Consider the following 16228-nt stretch of genomic DNA (forward strand, 5'->3'; position numbering starts at 1 on the left):
GGCCCTTGGCCTGGGCGGCCTGGATGAATGCGTCGGTCATGGCGAAGCTGTTGCCCGTTTTCCGGGGACTGCCGGTGATCACCACAATGTTCTTGCTCATAGAAATATCCTCCTGTTCCGCGGGATTGACTTCCCCCGCGCTTGTTACTATAATCATAGCAGGCATGAGAAGAAAAACAAGTACGCACAATCAAGTGCGATACTGGCAGGAGAGAACAATACTTACCTTTGGGAGAGTGTAACATGGGCGAGCGGTGTATCTCCAACGAGAGCCTGGGCACCACCGGGTTCAGCTATACCCTGTCGCTGATCAGCGGCAAATACAAGATGACCATCCTGTACACCCTGATGGAGTTCGGAGTGGTGCGGTTCAACGAGATGAAGAAGTACATCGGCGGCATCTCCTACAAGACCCTCAGCACCACCCTGAAGGAGCTGGAGGCCGACCAGCTGGTTCACCGGGAGGAGTATCCCCAGATCCCGCCCAAGGTGGAGTACAGCCTGACGGAGCGGGGGAAGTCCCTGATCCCCATCCTGGACCAGATGTGCGAGTGGGGGGACAACCACCGGCTGTAGTCTTTTTTCCGCCAGCCCTTGCAAAATCAGCGAAAAATGATATACTATTGCCCACTGAGACCTTATTTTTTACGAATAGAGGGAACGACCAATGGAACGCACAAAAATCGCGCAGATCTTCGCCGATTCTGAGCAGTTCGGCGGGAAAGAGGTGCTGGTGTCCGGCTGGGCCCGCACCATCCGGGACATGAAGACCTTCGGCTTCATCGAGCTCAACGACGGCTCCTGCTTCAAGAACCTGCAGATCGTCATGGACGCAAACAGCCTGGCCAACTATAAGGAGATCGCCTCCCAGAACGTGGGGGCCGCCCTCACCGTCACCGGTACGGTGGTGCTCACCCCCGAGGCCAAGCAGCCCCTGGAGGTGAAGGCCGCCTCCATCGCGGTGGAGGGCCCCTCCTCCCCTGACTACCCCCTCCAGAAAAAGCGCCACAGCGTGGAGTACCTGCGCACCATCCAGCATCTGCGGCCCCGCACCAACCTGTTCTCCGCCGCCTTCCGGGTGCGCTCCGTGGCGGCCCACGCCATCCACTGCTTCTTCCAGGAGCGGGGCTTCGTCTACGTTCACACACCCATCATCACCGCCTCCGACTGTGAGGGCGCCGGCGAGATGTTCCGGGTGACCACCCTGGACATGGACAACCCTCCCAGGAACGAGGACGGCAGTGTGGACTACACCAAGGACTTCTTCGGCAAGCCCGCCAACCTGACCGTTTCCGGCCAGCTCAACGCGGAGAACTTCGCCATGGCCTTCGGCGACGTGTACACCTTCGGCCCCACCTTCCGGGCGGAGAACTCCAACACCCAGCGCCACGCCGCCGAGTTCTGGATGATCGAGCCGGAGATGGCCTTCTGCGATCTGAAGGGCGACATGGACGTGGCCGAGGCCATGATCAAGCACATCATCACCACCGTCATGGACAAGTGCCCCGACGAGATCAACTTCTTCAACTCCTTCGTGGACAAGGGCCTGAAGGAGCGGCTGGAGCATGTGGCCGCCTCCGACTTCGGCCGGGTGAGCTACACCGAGGCGGTGGAGCTGCTCAAGCAGAACAACGACAAGTTCGACTACAAGGTGGAGTGGGGCTGCGACCTGCAGACCGAGCACGAGCGGTATCTCACCGAGCAGATCTTCAAGAAGCCCGTGTTCGTCACCGACTACCCCAAGGAGATCAAGGCCTTCTATATGCGCCTCAACGACGACGGCAAGACCGTGGCCGCCGCCGACTGCCTGGTGCCCGGCATCGGCGAGATCATCGGCGGCTCCCAGCGTGAGGAGCGGCTGGACCTGCTGGAGGGCCGCATCAAGGAGCTGGGTATGAAGCCGGAGGACTACTGGTGGTACCTGGATCTGCGGCGCTACGGCGGCTGCAAGCACGCCGGGTTCGGCCTGGGCTTCGAGCGCATGGTCATGTACCTCACCGGCATCTCCAACATCCGCGACGTCCTGCCCCATCCGAGAACGGTGGGCAACGCGGAGTTCTAAAAAGGACAGACAGGGCCCCGGCATCCTCCCGGCTGTTCCGGGCAGGACGTCGGGGCCCCATCGCAGATGGGGCGGCGCTTTGCGCCGTACAAGCGTTTTGCCGGCAGGCAAAACCTTGGCGCAGGCGGAATTCACTTCCGCCGAGCATGAAAAATTGTCATTGGAACCCGGCGCGGCCTGCCGCGCCGGGCCCTGCCCCACCTCAGAACGGTGGGCAACGCGGAGTTCTGATATCCAAACACAGGAACGGGCGGCCCGGAAGGGCCGCCCGTTTTGTATACCCGGTGAAGGGATGTTTTCGCCCGTCCGGAGTTGTAGGGCGCGGCATCCTTGACGCGCCGTTCGTTTTCCGGGATCCCCCGGGGGAGCGGGCCTGCCCGGCCGGGGCGCCGCTTTTGATGTCAAAAGCGGCGGGAAAACCACTAGGGCCTGCGGGCCCTGGACCCGGAGTCCATGGCGGCGGTGGGCTGTACGGACAGGGTAGAGACCGGGTCGGCATTGCCGCCCGATCTATTGGCACTTACGCCACAGGCGCTGCCGCGCCCCGGGCGGCACGCATCGGGATTACCCTGCAAGCCCTGAACGTTGTTGCTCTGTACCAACTTGGCCCGCCGGGCCGCCGTCGGTGCCATGCCTCCGAAAAACTCTGGTGGTTGTGGTAATTATCTGTAGGGGCGACCTGTGGTCGCCCGCCCCGAGCCGAGGGGGCGTTACAACGTAAGCCCCCTCGGCCGGTATGTTATCTGTAGGACAGCTCGGGGGGTACATCCAATAGGTTTTGGCGTTAAGAAACATGCCAGCGGCATGTTTTAGCCAAAAAGAAATCAAATTTTCCTTAACTCGTGGACCGCAGTCCCCCCTGATTGGTCGTTTTAAGGGGTGGGTGCAGGGGAGTTTGGGCGTTAAGAAACGTGCCGGTGGCACGTTTTAGCCCAAAAGAAATCCAGGCGTAGCCACCTTAACCCGTGGAATCGAAATCCCCCTCCCTGCTGGTTTTCCCCCCGCTTTTGCCATCAAAAGCGGGGCGCCGGCCGCGTAGGCCCCGGCTGGGAGGCTGGGACGCCCGGAGAAACCCGACAAAGAAGAAGGACGGCTGAACTTCAGCCGTCCTTCTTGGTGTTTACTTTTCCGCCAGGGGCAGGGTCACGGTAAAGGTGGAGCCCTTGCCCACCTCACTCTCCAGCCTGACGGTGCCGCCGTAGAGCTGGACGATGTGCTTGACAATGGCCAGCCCCAGGCCGGTGCCGCCGTTTTTGCGTGCCCGGCCCTTGTCCACCCGGTAGAAGCGCTCGAACACCCGGCTCTGGGCCTCCTCGGGGATGCCGATGCCGGTGTCGGCCACGGTGAGCACCGCCCGCCCGTCCTGGGTGCGCACCTGTACGGTGACGGAGCCGCCGGGTTCGGTGTACTTGATGCCGTTGCTGATCAGGTTGAGCATCAGCTCCTTGAGCCGTCCCTCGGGGACAGCCACCACGGCCTCCTCCCCGTTGAGGGTGAGGCGCACCTCCGCCTGCTTGGCGGAGGGGGAGAGCAGCTCCACGGCGCTTTTGGCCACGGCGTTGGCGTCGGAACGCTCCTCACACTGGTCGATGGCCACCGACTCCAGCTCGGAGAGCTTGAGGATGTCGTTGATCAGGTCGATGAGCCGATCCACCTCCACGCCGATCATGGTGATGAACCGCTTCTGATCCTCCGGAGAGGCCACCATGCCGGAGGCCAGCATGTCGGTGAAGCCCTTGATGCTGGTCAGGGGGGTCTTGAGCTCGTGGGACACGTTGGCGGTGAACTCGCTGCGGATGCCCTCGGCCTTTTTCAGCTCGGTGACGTCGGAGATCAGGATGGAGGTGCCCACGTCCTGGCCCTCATACTGGCGGCCCACCACCGGGGAGAGGAACAGGCGCAGGCTGCGGGCGTCGTCGGTGAGGGCGTCCACGTCCAGCACCACGGCGGTGCGGGTATCCCGGGACTGCTGGATGGCCTCCCGCAGGCGGCGGCTGCGGGTGAAGAGCAGGGCGCCGTCCACCTCCTCCCCCTCGGGGAAGCCGAAGAGGTTCCGGGCCGCCCGGTTGATGGCCAGCACGTTCCCCTCGTCGTCCAGCAGGATCAGGCCCTCAGCCATACAGTCCAGGATCAGGCCCACCTTGTCCCGCTCGGCGGTGATGGACTGGATGTACCCCCGCAGCCGCTCCACCAGCTTGTCGATGGTGCGCAGCAGCGGCCGCAGCTCGTCATACGCCCTGTCCGGATTCAGGCCGGCGGGAGGCTCCTTGCCGTCCAGCACCCCCTGGAGGGCGGCACCCACCGCGTCCAGAGGCGCGGCCGCCCGGTTGGCGGTACGGCTGGCCAGAAGCAGGGTGAGGATCAGCGCGGCCACGGCGGCCAGGGTGAAGCCGCCCACGCTGCCCAGCGCCAGGCTGTTGATGGAGGACACGGGCATGGCCGCCCGTCCCACCATGTTGTCGGCAAACCGCTTGGCCACATAGAGCATGGAGGTGCCCACCGTATCGGACTGGCGCACCGCCTCGCCCCAGCCGGTGGCTTCGGCCTCCATCACCTCGGGCCGATCCTCGTGATCCTCCATGGCGGACACGTCGGCCTCGGAGTCGGCCAGGACGGTGCCGTCGGTGTCGATGATGGTCAGGCGCTTGTCCGGCGCGGCCTGGCTGAACTGGCGGAGCAGCTCCTCCGGCTCGGTGATGGCGCTCTGGGCGTCCATCAGGGTGAGCAGCTCCTGGAGGGTATTCCTGGCCGCATCCATCTCCCGGCTGCGGAACATGAGGACGCCCACCACATTGGAAATGAGCAGGGCACACACCACGGTAAACAGGGTGGCGCCGATGATACGTTTTTTCACGAGCAAAGCCTCCCATCCAAAGGCGCAGGGGGAGTCCCCCTCATCCGTCACGGCTTCGCCGTGCCACCTTCCCCCCGGCGGGGGGAAGGTTCCATCGCCTCGCAGAGTTTGCCGGCCCCGCCGGCAAAAGAAAATTAAAATTTGTGCGGAGCAGGACATGCGCCTGCGCAGCACACCGATACCCGCTCCGCCACCGGCGGGCGGCCACCCGCGCAGGCGCGGGTGAGGGGGGTATCGGAGGTGGTTTCCTTGGGAACCGCCTCCGTATCTAGGGGGGAAGAATTCCCCCCTAGAGGTTAAGTCATCTTGTACCCCACGCCCCGAACCGTGGTGATCACGTCCTCCCCCAGCTTCTGGCGCAGGGCCTTGACGTGCATGTCCACGGTGCGGGTCTCGCCGGTGTAGTCGTAGTCCCAGACGGCCTGGAGGATCTCGTCCCGGGTGAGGGCCACCCCCCGGCGGGTACACAGCAGCTTGAGCAGCTCAAACTCCTTGTAGGTCAGCTCCACCACCCGGCCGGCCTTTCGCACCTCCCGGGCGGCGGGGTCGATCTCCAGATCCCCCCAGGTGAGCAGCCGGTCGCTCCTGCGCTCGGTGCGGCGGAGCACCGCCTTCACCCGGGCCTGGAGCTCCATGATGCCGAAGGGCTTGACCACGTAGTCGTCCGCCCCGTTCTCCAGCCCGGCCACCCGATCCATCTCGGCGGTGCGGGCGGTGAGCATGATTACCGGCACGTCGGCGGTGTCCCTCCCCTCCCGCAGGCGGCGGAGGATCTCCAGCCCGTCCATGCCGGGAAGCATGATGTCCAGGATGTACAGGGCGGGCAGGCTCTGCCCCTCCTCCCCGGCGAAGAGGGCCTCGCCGGACTCATAGGCCCGGACGGCATAGCCCACCGATTGAAAATAGTAGCGGAGCATCTCCCGGATGCTCTCGTCGTCCTCCACGACCGCGATGGCCCTGGCCATGGCAGTCCCTCCTTACCCGAGAATTTCGCCGGTGACGCAGAAGATGGCCCACTGGGCGATGTTCACCGCGTGGTCGGCGGTACGCTCCAGGTACTTGGCGATGATGATCAGGTCGATGGCCTGGTCGGCCTCCTCCCGGTTGTCCACAATGAGCTCCACCAGCTCGCTCTTGATGGTGCGGAAGTACTCGTCCACCTCGTCGTCCAGAGCGATGACGGCCTGGGCGGCCTCGGTGTCCCGGTTGACATAGGCGAAGATGGCCCGCTTGACCATCACGCCGGCCTTCTGGCTCATGGAGCGGATGTCGGCCAGGGTCTGGGTCTGCTTCTGGCCCTTGAGCAGCAGGGCAATCTCGGCGATGTTGGCGCACTGGTCGCCGATGCGCTGCAGGTCGGTGACCATCTTGAGGGCGGCGGAGATGGTGCGCAGATCCCGTGCCACGGGCTGCTGCTGCAGCAGCAGGCGCAGGCAGCGGTTCTCGATGTCCCGCTCCATCTGATCCATGGTCTTGGTCATCTCCACGGCGGACTTGGCGGCCGCCTCGTCGCCGGTGGTCAGGGACTCAATGACCACGTCGATGCAGTCCTCGGCCGCGGCGGCCATGTCGATCATCTCATAGTTGAGCTCCTGGAGCTCGGCGTCAAAGGTTTTTCTCATAGCGTTACTCCTTGTCTGATAGGTATCCGATGCGCAAACCGGCGGGCCGACACACAGGTCGGCCCCTACGTGCGGTATGCCGCGCCGCCTGGGAGCGGCGTAGGGGCGCACCTGCGTGTGCGCCCGTATGCCCCTCTGGCAGAGCTCAGCCGAACCGGCCGGTGATATAGTCCTCGGTGCGCTTGTCCTTGGGGACGGAGAAGAGCTGGGTGGTGTCGCCGAACTCAATGAGCTGGCCCAGCAGGAAGAAGGCGCACTTGTCGGAGACACGGGTGGCCTGCTGCATGTTGTGGGTGACGATGACGATGGTGTACTGGTTTTTCAGATCGGCGATCAGATCCTCAATCTTGGAGGTGGAGATGGGATCCAGGGCGGAGGTGGCCTCGTCCATCAGCAGGATGTCGGGCTCCACCGCCAGGGCCCGGGCGATGCACAGGCGCTGCTGCTGGCCGCCGGACAGGCCCAGGGCGGACTTTTTCAGGCGATCCTTCACCTCGTCCCAGATGGCCGCGCCCTGGAGGGACTTCTCCACAATGTCGTCCAGCTTGCTCTTGCTCTTGATGCCGTGGGTGCGGGGGCCGTAGGCCACGTTGTCATAGATGGACATGGGGAAGGGATTTGGCTTCTGGAACACCATGCCGATCTGCTTGCGCAGCCACGTCACGTCCACGCTGGGGTCGTAGATCTCGATGCCCCGGTACTGGATGGAGCCGGTGATCTTGATGCCGGGCACCAGGTCGTTCATGCGATCCAGGGTCTTGAGGAAGGTGGACTTGCCGCAGCCGGAGGGGCCAATGAGGGCCGTCACCTGCTTCTCGGGGATGTCCATGCTCACGTCCTTGAGGGCCTGCGTCGTGCCGTACCAGAGGTCCAGCCCCTTGGTTGACAGGATAATATTCTCGTCCATAAATCAGGGCTCCTTACTTTTTCTTTAGTTTCGCGCCCACCAGCTTGGCGGCCAGGTTGATGACCAGGGTGAGCAGCATCAGGATGGCGGCGATGGCGAAGGCCACGTCAAACTCGGCCCGCTCCCGGGCGTACACATACAGGGCCACGGTGAGGGAGGCGCCGGAGGAGTGGATGAAGTTGTCGAAGGAGGCGAAGAAGTTGTTCAGGCTCATGCCCATGCCGGCGGTGAAGAGCAGGGCGGCGGACTCGCCCACGATGCGGCCGATGGCCAGGATGCAGCCGGTGACGATGCCGTCAATGGAAGAGGGCAGTACCACGGTGCGGATCATGTGCCACTTGCCCGCGCCCAGGCCCAGGGCGGCCTCCCGGTAGGACTGGGGGACGGTTTTCAGGGACTCCTGGGTGGTGCGGATGATGGTGGGGATGGTGACGATCACCAGGGTGAGGGCGCCGGCAAGCAAAGAGGCCTGGAGGCCCAGCAGCTGGCAGAAGAACAGCATGCCCACCAGGCCGAAGATGATGGAGGGGATGCCGGTGAGGGTCTCGGTGGCGAACTCGATGGCGGCCACCAGCTTCCGGTTACGGGCGTACTCGGTCAGGTACACCGCCGCCCCCACGCCCAGGGGGAGGATAATGATCAGGGTGATGACCACCAGGTAGACGGTGTTGAGAATGTTGGGCAGGATGCCGATGGTGTCCTGGATGAAGCTGGGCTCCGTGGAGAGGAAAGACCAGCTGATGTGGGGCAGGCCCTTGATAAAGATATACCCGATGATGAAGATCAGCAGGGCGCAGGTCAGGGCCGCGCAGAAATACAGCAGGAAGCGGAGCACCCGGTCATAGGCCTTCCGCCTGCCGGAGAGGGGCTGCATGGTAATCTTTTTGTCTTCCATATCAGTATATCACCCCTTCTTCCGTTTGAGAAGCGTGTTGAGAACCACATTGATAAGCATAATGAAGAGAAAGAGAACCAGAGCGATGGAGAACAGGGCCTGCCGCTGGAGGCCGGAGGCGTAGGACATCTCGCTGGCCACGGCGGTGGTGAGGAAGCGGACGGACTTGAACAGCCCGGGCATGTTGGCCACGTTGCCGGCCACCATGATGATGGCCATGGCCTCGCCGATGGCCCGGCCGATGCCCAGCACGATGGAGGCGGCGATGCCGCTGGAAGCCGCGGGGACGCTCACCCGGAACACGGTCTCGATGTGGGTGGCGCCCAGAGCCAGGGAGGCCTCCTCATACTCCTTGGGCACCGCCTTGAGGGCGGTCTCGGACACGGAGATGATGGAGGGGAGGATCATGACGGCCAGCACGATGATGGCGCAGAACAGGCTGGCGCCGTCGGGCAGGTTGAAGGCCACCCGCACCGCGGGCACCAGCACCATCATGCCGATGAGGCCGTACACCACCGACGGGATGCCGGCCAGCAGATCCACCGCCGGGCGCACCACGGCGGCCAGCCTGGGGGGCGCCACCTTGGCCAGGAACACGGCGGTCATAAAGCCCACGGGCACGCCCAGCACAATGGCGCCGGCGGTGCCGTAGATGGAGGTGAGGATGAAGGGCAGAATGCCGAACTTGGGCTCTGCGGCGGTGGAGGCCCACTCGGTGCCGAAGAGGAAGTCGATCAGACCGATCTCCCGGATGGCTGGGATGCCGGAGATGATCAGATAGACGCTGATGAAGAGCACGAACACGATGGCGATGAAGCCGCAGGCGAAAAACACCACGTTCATGATGGTCTCCATCGGTCGGAGCTTTTGTTTCATGGCAGATTACCGGCCTTTCGTAGAATAACGCGTACAGAACAAAGGCGAAAGCCCTGAAAGCCGGGGCTTTCACAGCCCGTTGGCTTTGTTAGATGCAGGGATTTGGGGCTGATCACGCCGAAGGCCCCCTCGAAGCGAAGCCCGAGGGGGCAGATCCGGCATAAAGAGCAAGGTGTAATTGGCTGGGCTTACTCGGCCACAGGCACGGCGCCGGCGGAGGCGATCAGGTCGGCGGCATCGGTGGAGGTGGCCCAGTCCACGAACGCCTGGGCGGCGGGGGACAGCTCGGTGCTCTCGCTGATGATGAAGTTGAAGTTACGCTGGATGGCGTAGGTGCCGTCCAGGACGGTCTCCTCGGTGGGAGCCACGCCGCCCACGGTGAGGGCCTTCACGGTCTCGTCCACGGCGGACAGGGAGGCGTAGCCGATGGCGTTGGGGTTGGAGGCCACGTTGGCGATCACCTCGCCGGTGGAGGTCAGCTCGTTCTGGTACACGCAGGCATCCTCGGTGCCAGTGATGGACTCAAAGCCGTCGCGGGTGCCGGAGCCGGCCTCACGGCCGATGGGCACGATCTGGCCGTCCTCGCCGCCCAGCTCAGACCAGTTGGTGATCTCGCCGGTGAAGATCTGGGCGATCTGCTCGATGCTCAGGTCGGCCACGGGGTTGTTGGGGTTGACAATGATGGCGATGCCATCCTTGGCCACGGTGATCTGGGTCACGCCGGTCTCGTCGTCGTGGAGATCGCGGGAGGCCAGGCCGATGTCGCAGGTGCCGTCCTGGGCGCCGGTGACGCCGGCGCCGGAGCCGGAACCGGTGTAGTTGACGGTGATGCCGGGCTGCACCTCAGCGAAGCCCTCGGTCAGGTAGCCCATGACGCTCTCCATGGAGGTGGAGCCGTTGGTGTTGACGGTGCCGGTGAGCTGCTCAGCGGCGGGGGACTCGCTCTCGGGAGCCTCGGAAGCGGGGGCCTGGGACTCGGTGTTGGCGGCGGGGGACTCGGTAGTAGTGGTGGTGCCGCCGCCGCAGCCGGCCAGCATGCCCACGCACAGAGCGGCGGACAGCATCAGAGCAAGAGTTCTCTTCTTCATGTCGTTCAATCTCCAATCATGTAATGGTTTTGTTTCTCCTTGGAACGCTATTCAGTATATCGGCCGATTGTAAAGTTGTCCCCCATCAAATTGTAAAGATCATGTAAAGTCCTTCTGCCCCATAGCTTTCCCGTCTTTACACAAAAAATTCGCCCCCGGAACGGGGGCGAATTTAGAGGAATTGAATAAAGTGGCTCCGGGCCCTCCGGCACTAGCCGGCCAGGCCGCTCCAGGGCAGGCTGGCCCGGGTGGCAGCGGAGTACTGCTTGGTGAGCACGTCGGTGAGGAAGCGGATCTTGCTGCGCAGGCCCTCCGACTGGCCGGAGGAGAGCTGGGCGGCCACCTTGTCCGGATAGTGCCACAGGTAGGCCCAGGTCTCGGCGAAGTCCTCCGGCCGGCTGGCCATGGCGTAGGAGGAGACAAAGTCGGCGGAGGAGGCGCTGTAGCTCACCCACTGGTTGCAGGAGGCAGTCCAGCCGTTGGCGATCATGGCGGAGGACACCACCATGTGGCCCATCTCGTGGCTGTAGTGGTAGGGGGAGCCGGTGCCGGTGTAGTAGATGCGGTCGATGCGCATGCCCGACTCGTCGTACACGTGCTGGCCGGCGAAACCGCCGGTGTTGGCGAAGGTACCGGTGAGGACCACGCTGGCAGGGGTGCCGGAGAACAGGGTCATATCCGCCGGGAAGAGGACGATCTCGGTGGTGCGGCTGCCCTTCTTGGCGATCACCTGCTTCAGGAAGCCGTCGGGGTAGAGGTCAAAGGCCTCCTTCATCTTCACCAGCTCGTTGTACACCAGCTGGAAATACTCGTTGTTCAGGCTCACATAGCTGAAGGTGTCATAGGTCACCTGGGCGCCGGGCACGCTGTCGTTGAACTCGGGCAGGTAGAAGATCTGGATGCCGATGTCGTTCTCGATCTGGCGGCACAGATCCCAGGCCACGTCGTTGGAGTAGCGGATGCGGGTCTTCCCCTTGAAGTCGGTGCCGGTGCTGGTGGTGGTCTGGGTCACGGTGACCGAGGCGGTCATCTGGTAGTCGCCGCTGCGGCAGGTGACCGTGGCCGTGCCGGGGCCCACGGCCCGGAGGGTGGCGGTCCCGCTGCCCGTGTCCGACGCGATGGCCACCACGGCGGGGTTGCTGGAGCTCCAGGAGGCGCCGGAGGCGCCGTTGGTGAGGGTGCAGCCGGCCTGGGCCGTCTCGTCCACCAGCAGCTGATAGGATTTGGTCTCCAGCTGCAGGTACAGGCTGCTCATCAGGCGGTACATGGTGACATAGGCCTGCTGCCGGGAGTAGGAGTCCAGGGGGGAGAAGGCCCCGCCGCCGGTGCCGTTCATCACGCCCCGGTCCACGATGGCGGACACCGCCCCGGAGGCCCAGGAGGCGATGGAGGCCTGGTCCGTGAAGGTCTCCCCCTGGCCGATGGAGGGCATGCCCAGGGCCCACAGGGTGTTGTAGAGCATGACCGCGGCCTCCTGCCGGGTGATACCGTCGTCGGGCCGGAAGGAGCCCTTTCCGTCGCCGCTGACGATGCCGAAGCCGGCGGCAATGAGCACATCCGTGTCATCGGTGTCGTCAAAGCTCACCGTCTGGGGAGTGAGAAACAGGCCGTTGTCCGCGGCGGCCTTCGCCAGGAAGGCCACCGCCAGGCGGCAGAACTCCGCCCGGGTGATGTCGGCGGTGTAGTCGCTCTGGAGGTCGTCGGGCACCAGGCCCAGGGAGATGGCCCGCTCCACCTCCCCGGCGGCCCAGGCATCGGGGGTGTCGGCTGCGGAGGCGGGAGCGGTGAGCAGGCCCGTCAGCAGGGCCAGGGTGCAGAGGAGGGAGAGCGCGCGGAATTTGAATCGGTTTCGCATCGGTGTCATCCCTTTCCATTTTATTTCGCTATGGAAAGGATACCACGAAACCGCCGTTCCTGCAAGGGTTTTAGGGTGTGCTCGTCGGCGATGGCCGCCAGGGGGGTGAGGGTGGTGCCGCCGCTGGTGACAGGGGGCAGGTCGGTGGTGCCGATCTCGTCCAGCAGGGCCTTCTGCCCGTCGTTGAGGGGGGCGCTCTCGATGGTGAAGAGCTTCCCCGGCCCCCAGAGCTGATAGGCCGCCATGGCCGACACGGTGAACACCGCCGCCAGCCCGGCGCAGGCCAGCAGCCGCAGCCCCATCCGCCGGCCGGGCCGTTTGGTCTGTTTGATTTTTTCCATGGTCATCTCCCGTATCCTTTCCGGGGACATCCCGGCGGGGACGGGCAGCTCCGCAGAGCCGTCCTCCCAGCCGTCCAGCAGCGCCCGCACCAGCTCCCGTTCCTCCACCCGTCCCACCTCCTGACGCTGTGTGCTCGAAAGTACTTTCACCAATCTTAACACAAAAGGCGGCCGGAGGGTTACACGTCCGGCGGCACAATAAAGTTAAAAATATTTCACACACTCTCTTGACATGCGGGATGCAGAGTGATATATTTATAACACACCGAGTTAGAAATATATCACTCTGGAGGCAAGTCATGAAACAGATCAGTCTGCGGGCGGTGGTGCTGGTACAGGCGCTTCTCGCCCTGTGCATCCCGCTCTACTATATCCTGATGGTACAGCTCCGGCTCCGCTCCACCGTCCCCCTCTTTGCGGTGATCGTCCTGGTGCTCTGCTTCGGGCGGCTGAAAAGGCGGGCGGAGGCCGCGGACGAGTACGCAAAGCAGGCCATGCAGATGGCGGACGCCGCCTGCTTCAAGCTCTCCATCGTCCTGATGGGGGTTCTGGTGCTCCCCTTCCTGCTCCTGAGCGGCACTCCGGAGCGGCTTGTGGGCTATCTGCTGACCTTCGGGCTCTTTGCGCTGATCCTGCTCCGAACCTGCATCTTCCTGTGGCTGGACAGAGCCGGGATGGTGTGAGTATGCTGAAAACATCCTTAAAGGAGTACAGGGAGCGGCACGGCATGACGCAGAGCGGGCTTGCACAGCGTATCGGCGTCCGGCGGGAGACCATCGTTCACCTGGAGAACGGGCGGTACAACCCCTCCCTCAAGCTGGCCATGGATATCGCCAAGGTATTTCATGTGACGGTGGAAGAGCTGTTTACCTTTACAGACGAATGAAGAGCCGGGGCGGCGCCTGATGCGCCGCCCCGGTTTCGTTCGTGGGGGAGGATCACAAGGTTTCTGGTTTCCCCTGTCGGGTTCCGACCAGTTTTTTCCAATTTATGGCTTATACTGTCTCTGACACACTGGGCGGACAAGCCCGGAGGCAAAGGAGACGGAAGCCATGGCTACCAAGGAGAAGTGGAGAACAAAGGCGGCCCGGATGCGGGAGGAGGCCCGGGAGACGGGGAAGGTGATCCTCCGGGCGCCGGCCCTGGTGCGCACGGCGGAGTGCGCCATCCGCTTCCTGCTGGGGGCCCTGCTCTCCGGCGCGGAGATCTTCGGCGGATACGCCCCCTTCGGCCTGGGGCTGGTGGCGGCCTCCGGCTCGGGCATCGACGGGTTCTGCGCCCTGGTGGGGGCCTGCTTCGGCTACCTGTCCTTCCAGGGCTTTGCCGAGGGGCTTCGCTATGCCGCTGCCTGCATCCTGGCCTTCTCCCTGGCCTTCGCCTTCTTCGACGTGAAGGCCTACCGCAAGAGCTGGTTCATGCCCCTGGCGGCGGCGGGGATGGATGGGATCACCGGCTTTGTGTACTTATCCGACCGGGGCTGGTCGCCGGAGAGCCTGATCTTCTTCGGCACCGAGCTGCTGCTGTGCGGGGCGTCGGCCTACTTCTACCGCGTCGCCTTCACCCCCTGGACGGAGAAGCGGGAGGAGGAGGCCCTCACCCCCCGGCAGACGGTGAGCCTGCTGATTTTGGGGGGCACCCTGCTGCTCACCCTGTCCAAGATCACCCTGATCTGGGATCTGTCCGCCGGGCGGCTGGCCGCGGCGGTGGCGGTGATGGCCGCCGCCTACGCCGGGGGCATCGGCGTGGGGGCCACGGTGGGGGTGGCCGCCGGGCTGGGGATGGATCTCTCCGCCGGGGGCCTGCCCTTCTACTCCATGGCCTACGCCCTGTCGGGGGTGATGGCCGGGGTGTTCCACCGGCAGGGGCGGCTGGCCGCCGCGGTGGCTTACGTGCTGTCCAACGCCCTGGCGGTACTGTGGACCTGGGAGGACGGGCTCCACATCGCCCTGCTCTATGAGGTGTTCATCGCCTCGGTGGTCTTTATGCTCCTCCCCCAGCGCGCCCTGCGTCAGGTGGGGGCCCTGGTGGCCCGGCAGCCCCGGCACGAGACCCAGGAGCGGGCCCGCGCCTATGTCTCCGCCCGGCTGGAGGCCACCGCCGCCGCCTTCAAGAACCTGTACGAGTCCATGCGGGGGGTGTTCCACACCCCCAGGCCCAACGACAACGACGCCGCCTCCGTCTTTGACCGGACGGCCCAGCGGGTGTGCAAAACCTGCCCCCTCCAGGCCGCCTGCTGGCAGCGGGACTATGTGTCTACCTTCAACGCCCTCAACGACGCCCTCCCCGCCATGGTGGAGCGGGGCAAGGGGGAGGGGGGCGACTTCCCCGCCTACTTCGCCAACCGGTGCCTCCACTTTAACGACTTTCTCTCCGCCGCCAACGAGGAGCTGTCCGCCCTGCTCTACCGGCGGCAGCTCCAGAGCCGCCTCCGGGACAACCGGGCGGCGGTGTGCCGCCAGTACGCCGAGCTGGCCGGGGTGCTGGGGGAGGCGGCGGCGGAGCTGTCCGCCGAGCTGGTGCCCGACCCGGTGCGGGAGAAGCGCCTGCGGCAGCACCTCACCGCCCAGGGCATCGAGTGCCAGCTGGCGGCCTACTACGACCAGGCGGGCCATCTGCGCATCGAGCTGGAGGGGGCGGGACTGGCCCCCCTGCGCAAGCCAGAGGCGGTGGACAGGCTGTCCAAACTGATGAACTTCCCCCTGCGCCCCCTGGACGAGACCCGGCGGGATCAGCTGGTGCTGGTGCAGAGCGAGCCCCTCATGGCCGTGGCCGGGGCGGCGGCCCAGAAGAAGGACGGCCAGGCGGTGAGCGGCGACACCGGCGCCTGGTTCAAGCACGACGACGGCTCCCTCTATGTGCTGCTGTGCGACGGCATGGGCTCCGGCGCGCCGGCCCAGCGGGAGAGCACCCTGGCCGTCCGCCTGCTGGAGCAGTTCCTCCGGGCCGGCGTCCGGCCGGAGAACGCCCTGCGCACCCTCAACTCCGCCCTGGCCCTGCGCAACGACGAGGCCGCCGGCGGCTTCACCACCATCGATCTGCTGCGGGTGGATCTGTTCACCGGCGAGGCGTGGGTGTACAAGTACGGCGCGGCCCCCACCTATGTGAAGAAGGGGGCAGCGGTGAGCCGCATCACCGGCGCGGCCCTCCCCGCCGGGCTCACCTCCGGCGACGGGGCCGCCCCCGACACCACCTCCCTGCATCTGGAGAGCGGCGACTGCGTCCTCCTGGTCACCGACGGGGTGGCCGGAGGGGAGGGGGATCAGTGGATCCGGGACAAGCTGGCCGCCTTCAACGGCGGCAGCCCCCGGGAGCTGGCCCAGGCCATCCTGGACGAGAGCACCGCCCAGGTGGGCGCGGCCGCCGACGACCGCACCGTCCTGGCCCTCAGGCTGACCCGGCGGGCGTAAGAGCGCCCCCGGCTCCTGTACCGCCTCCGGGCGGACGTCCTCCTCTGAGCGCACCGGCATCTCTCACCGGATGCGGGCTTCAAACCCTGTCTGATTCAGCAAAAAATGGCGCACATAGAAATCCGGGCTGGGGCAAAGCTATGTTCGGATTCTCCGAATCCAACAAATTTGCCACAAAAGGAGATGCACCGTTATGTCTAGTTCCAAGAACACCAATTCCAATCAGCCTGTGGTTCCCGGCGCCCGCGAGGCCCTGAACAAGTTCAAGATGGAGGCCGCCAGCGAGGTGGGCGTCAACCTGAAGCAGGGCTATAACGGCGA

General features: G+C 64.7%; 15 protein-coding genes. 6 read left to right on the forward strand and 9 right to left on the reverse strand.

Going from position 1 to position 16228, the window contains the following annotated elements:
- Nucleotides 1–243: 243 nt before the first annotated feature.
- Both QZ378_RS08590 and asnS read left to right on the forward strand, forming a co-directional pair.
- Entirely contained in the window at nt 244–576 is a 333-nt protein-coding gene (locus QZ378_RS08590) for a helix-turn-helix domain-containing protein (protein WP_291257974.1), read from the forward strand.
- A 91-nt stretch (nt 577–667) separates the two neighbouring features.
- Complete coding sequence (asnS, locus tag QZ378_RS08595) at nt 668–2062, forward strand: asparagine--tRNA ligase (RefSeq protein WP_291257975.1); 1395 nt, start codon at nt 668–670, stop codon at nt 2060–2062.
- A 1120-nt stretch (nt 2063–3182) separates the two neighbouring features.
- Here asnS and QZ378_RS08600 read toward each other — a convergent pair.
- The 9 genes from QZ378_RS08600 to QZ378_RS08640 form a co-directional block, all read right to left on the reverse strand.
- A complete protein-coding gene (locus QZ378_RS08600; protein WP_291257976.1) occupies nt 3183–4916 on the reverse strand; it encodes an ATP-binding protein in 1734 nt (577 codons plus the stop codon).
- A 296-nt stretch (nt 4917–5212) separates the two neighbouring features.
- Nucleotides 5213–5881, reverse strand: coding sequence for a response regulator transcription factor (locus tag QZ378_RS08605; protein WP_087241565.1), 669 nt, complete (start codon nt 5879–5881; stop codon nt 5213–5215).
- Nucleotides 5882–5893: 12 nt separating this feature from the next.
- Nucleotides 5894–6538: a phosphate signaling complex protein PhoU gene (gene phoU / locus QZ378_RS08610; RefSeq protein WP_087241567.1), complete on the reverse strand. Its 645-nt coding sequence runs from the start codon at nt 6536–6538 to the stop codon at nt 5894–5896.
- Between the two features lie 145 nt (nt 6539–6683).
- Entirely contained in the window at nt 6684–7445 is a 762-nt protein-coding gene (pstB, locus tag QZ378_RS08615; protein ID WP_087241569.1) for a phosphate ABC transporter ATP-binding protein PstB, read from the reverse strand.
- 13 nt (nt 7446–7458) lie between these two features.
- On the reverse strand, nt 7459–8340 hold the full coding sequence (pstA, locus tag QZ378_RS08620) for a phosphate ABC transporter permease PstA (RefSeq protein WP_291257977.1): 882 nt from the start codon (nt 8338–8340) through the stop codon (nt 7459–7461).
- 9 nt (nt 8341–8349) lie between these two features.
- A complete protein-coding gene (pstC, locus tag QZ378_RS08625) occupies nt 8350–9216 on the reverse strand; it encodes a phosphate ABC transporter permease subunit PstC (RefSeq protein ID WP_191379989.1) in 867 nt (288 codons plus the stop codon).
- A 188-nt stretch (nt 9217–9404) separates the two neighbouring features.
- Nucleotides 9405–10304 carry a phosphate ABC transporter substrate-binding protein gene (locus QZ378_RS08630; RefSeq protein ID WP_291257978.1) on the reverse strand — a complete coding sequence of 300 codons (900 nt, stop codon included), beginning with the start codon at nt 10302–10304 and terminating at the stop codon, nt 9405–9407.
- 211 nt (nt 10305–10515) lie between these two features.
- A complete protein-coding gene (locus QZ378_RS08635) occupies nt 10516–12159 on the reverse strand; it encodes an S-layer homology domain-containing protein (RefSeq protein ID WP_191529184.1) in 1644 nt (547 codons plus the stop codon).
- 20 nt (nt 12160–12179) lie between these two features.
- Nucleotides 12180–12608: a hypothetical protein gene (locus QZ378_RS08640; protein WP_291257979.1), complete on the reverse strand. Its 429-nt coding sequence runs from the start codon at nt 12606–12608 to the stop codon at nt 12180–12182.
- A gap of 191 nt (nt 12609–12799) precedes the next feature.
- Here QZ378_RS08640 and QZ378_RS08645 point away from each other — a divergent pair, with 191 nt between their 5' ends.
- The 4 genes from QZ378_RS08645 to QZ378_RS08660 form a co-directional block, all read left to right on the forward strand.
- Nucleotides 12800–13183 (forward strand): hypothetical protein, encoded by a 384-nt coding sequence (locus tag QZ378_RS08645; protein WP_191379986.1) that lies wholly within the window; start codon nt 12800–12802, stop codon nt 13181–13183.
- A gap of 2 nt (nt 13184–13185) precedes the next feature.
- Nucleotides 13186–13386 (forward strand): helix-turn-helix transcriptional regulator, encoded by a 201-nt coding sequence (locus tag QZ378_RS08650; protein WP_191379985.1) that lies wholly within the window; start codon nt 13186–13188, stop codon nt 13384–13386.
- Nucleotides 13387–13552: 166 nt separating this feature from the next.
- Nucleotides 13553–15907 (forward strand): SpoIIE family protein phosphatase, encoded by a 2355-nt coding sequence (locus QZ378_RS08655; RefSeq protein WP_291257980.1) that lies wholly within the window; start codon nt 13553–13555, stop codon nt 15905–15907.
- Nucleotides 15908–16100: 193 nt separating this feature from the next.
- On the forward strand, nt 16101–16228 hold a 128-nt coding region (locus QZ378_RS08660; RefSeq protein WP_291257981.1), incomplete at its 3' end, for an alpha/beta-type small acid-soluble spore protein.

The sequence above is a fragment of the Flavonifractor sp. genome (assembly GCF_019422385.1).
Taxonomy (GTDB): domain Bacteria; phylum Bacillota; class Clostridia; order Oscillospirales; family Oscillospiraceae; genus Flavonifractor; species Flavonifractor avistercoris.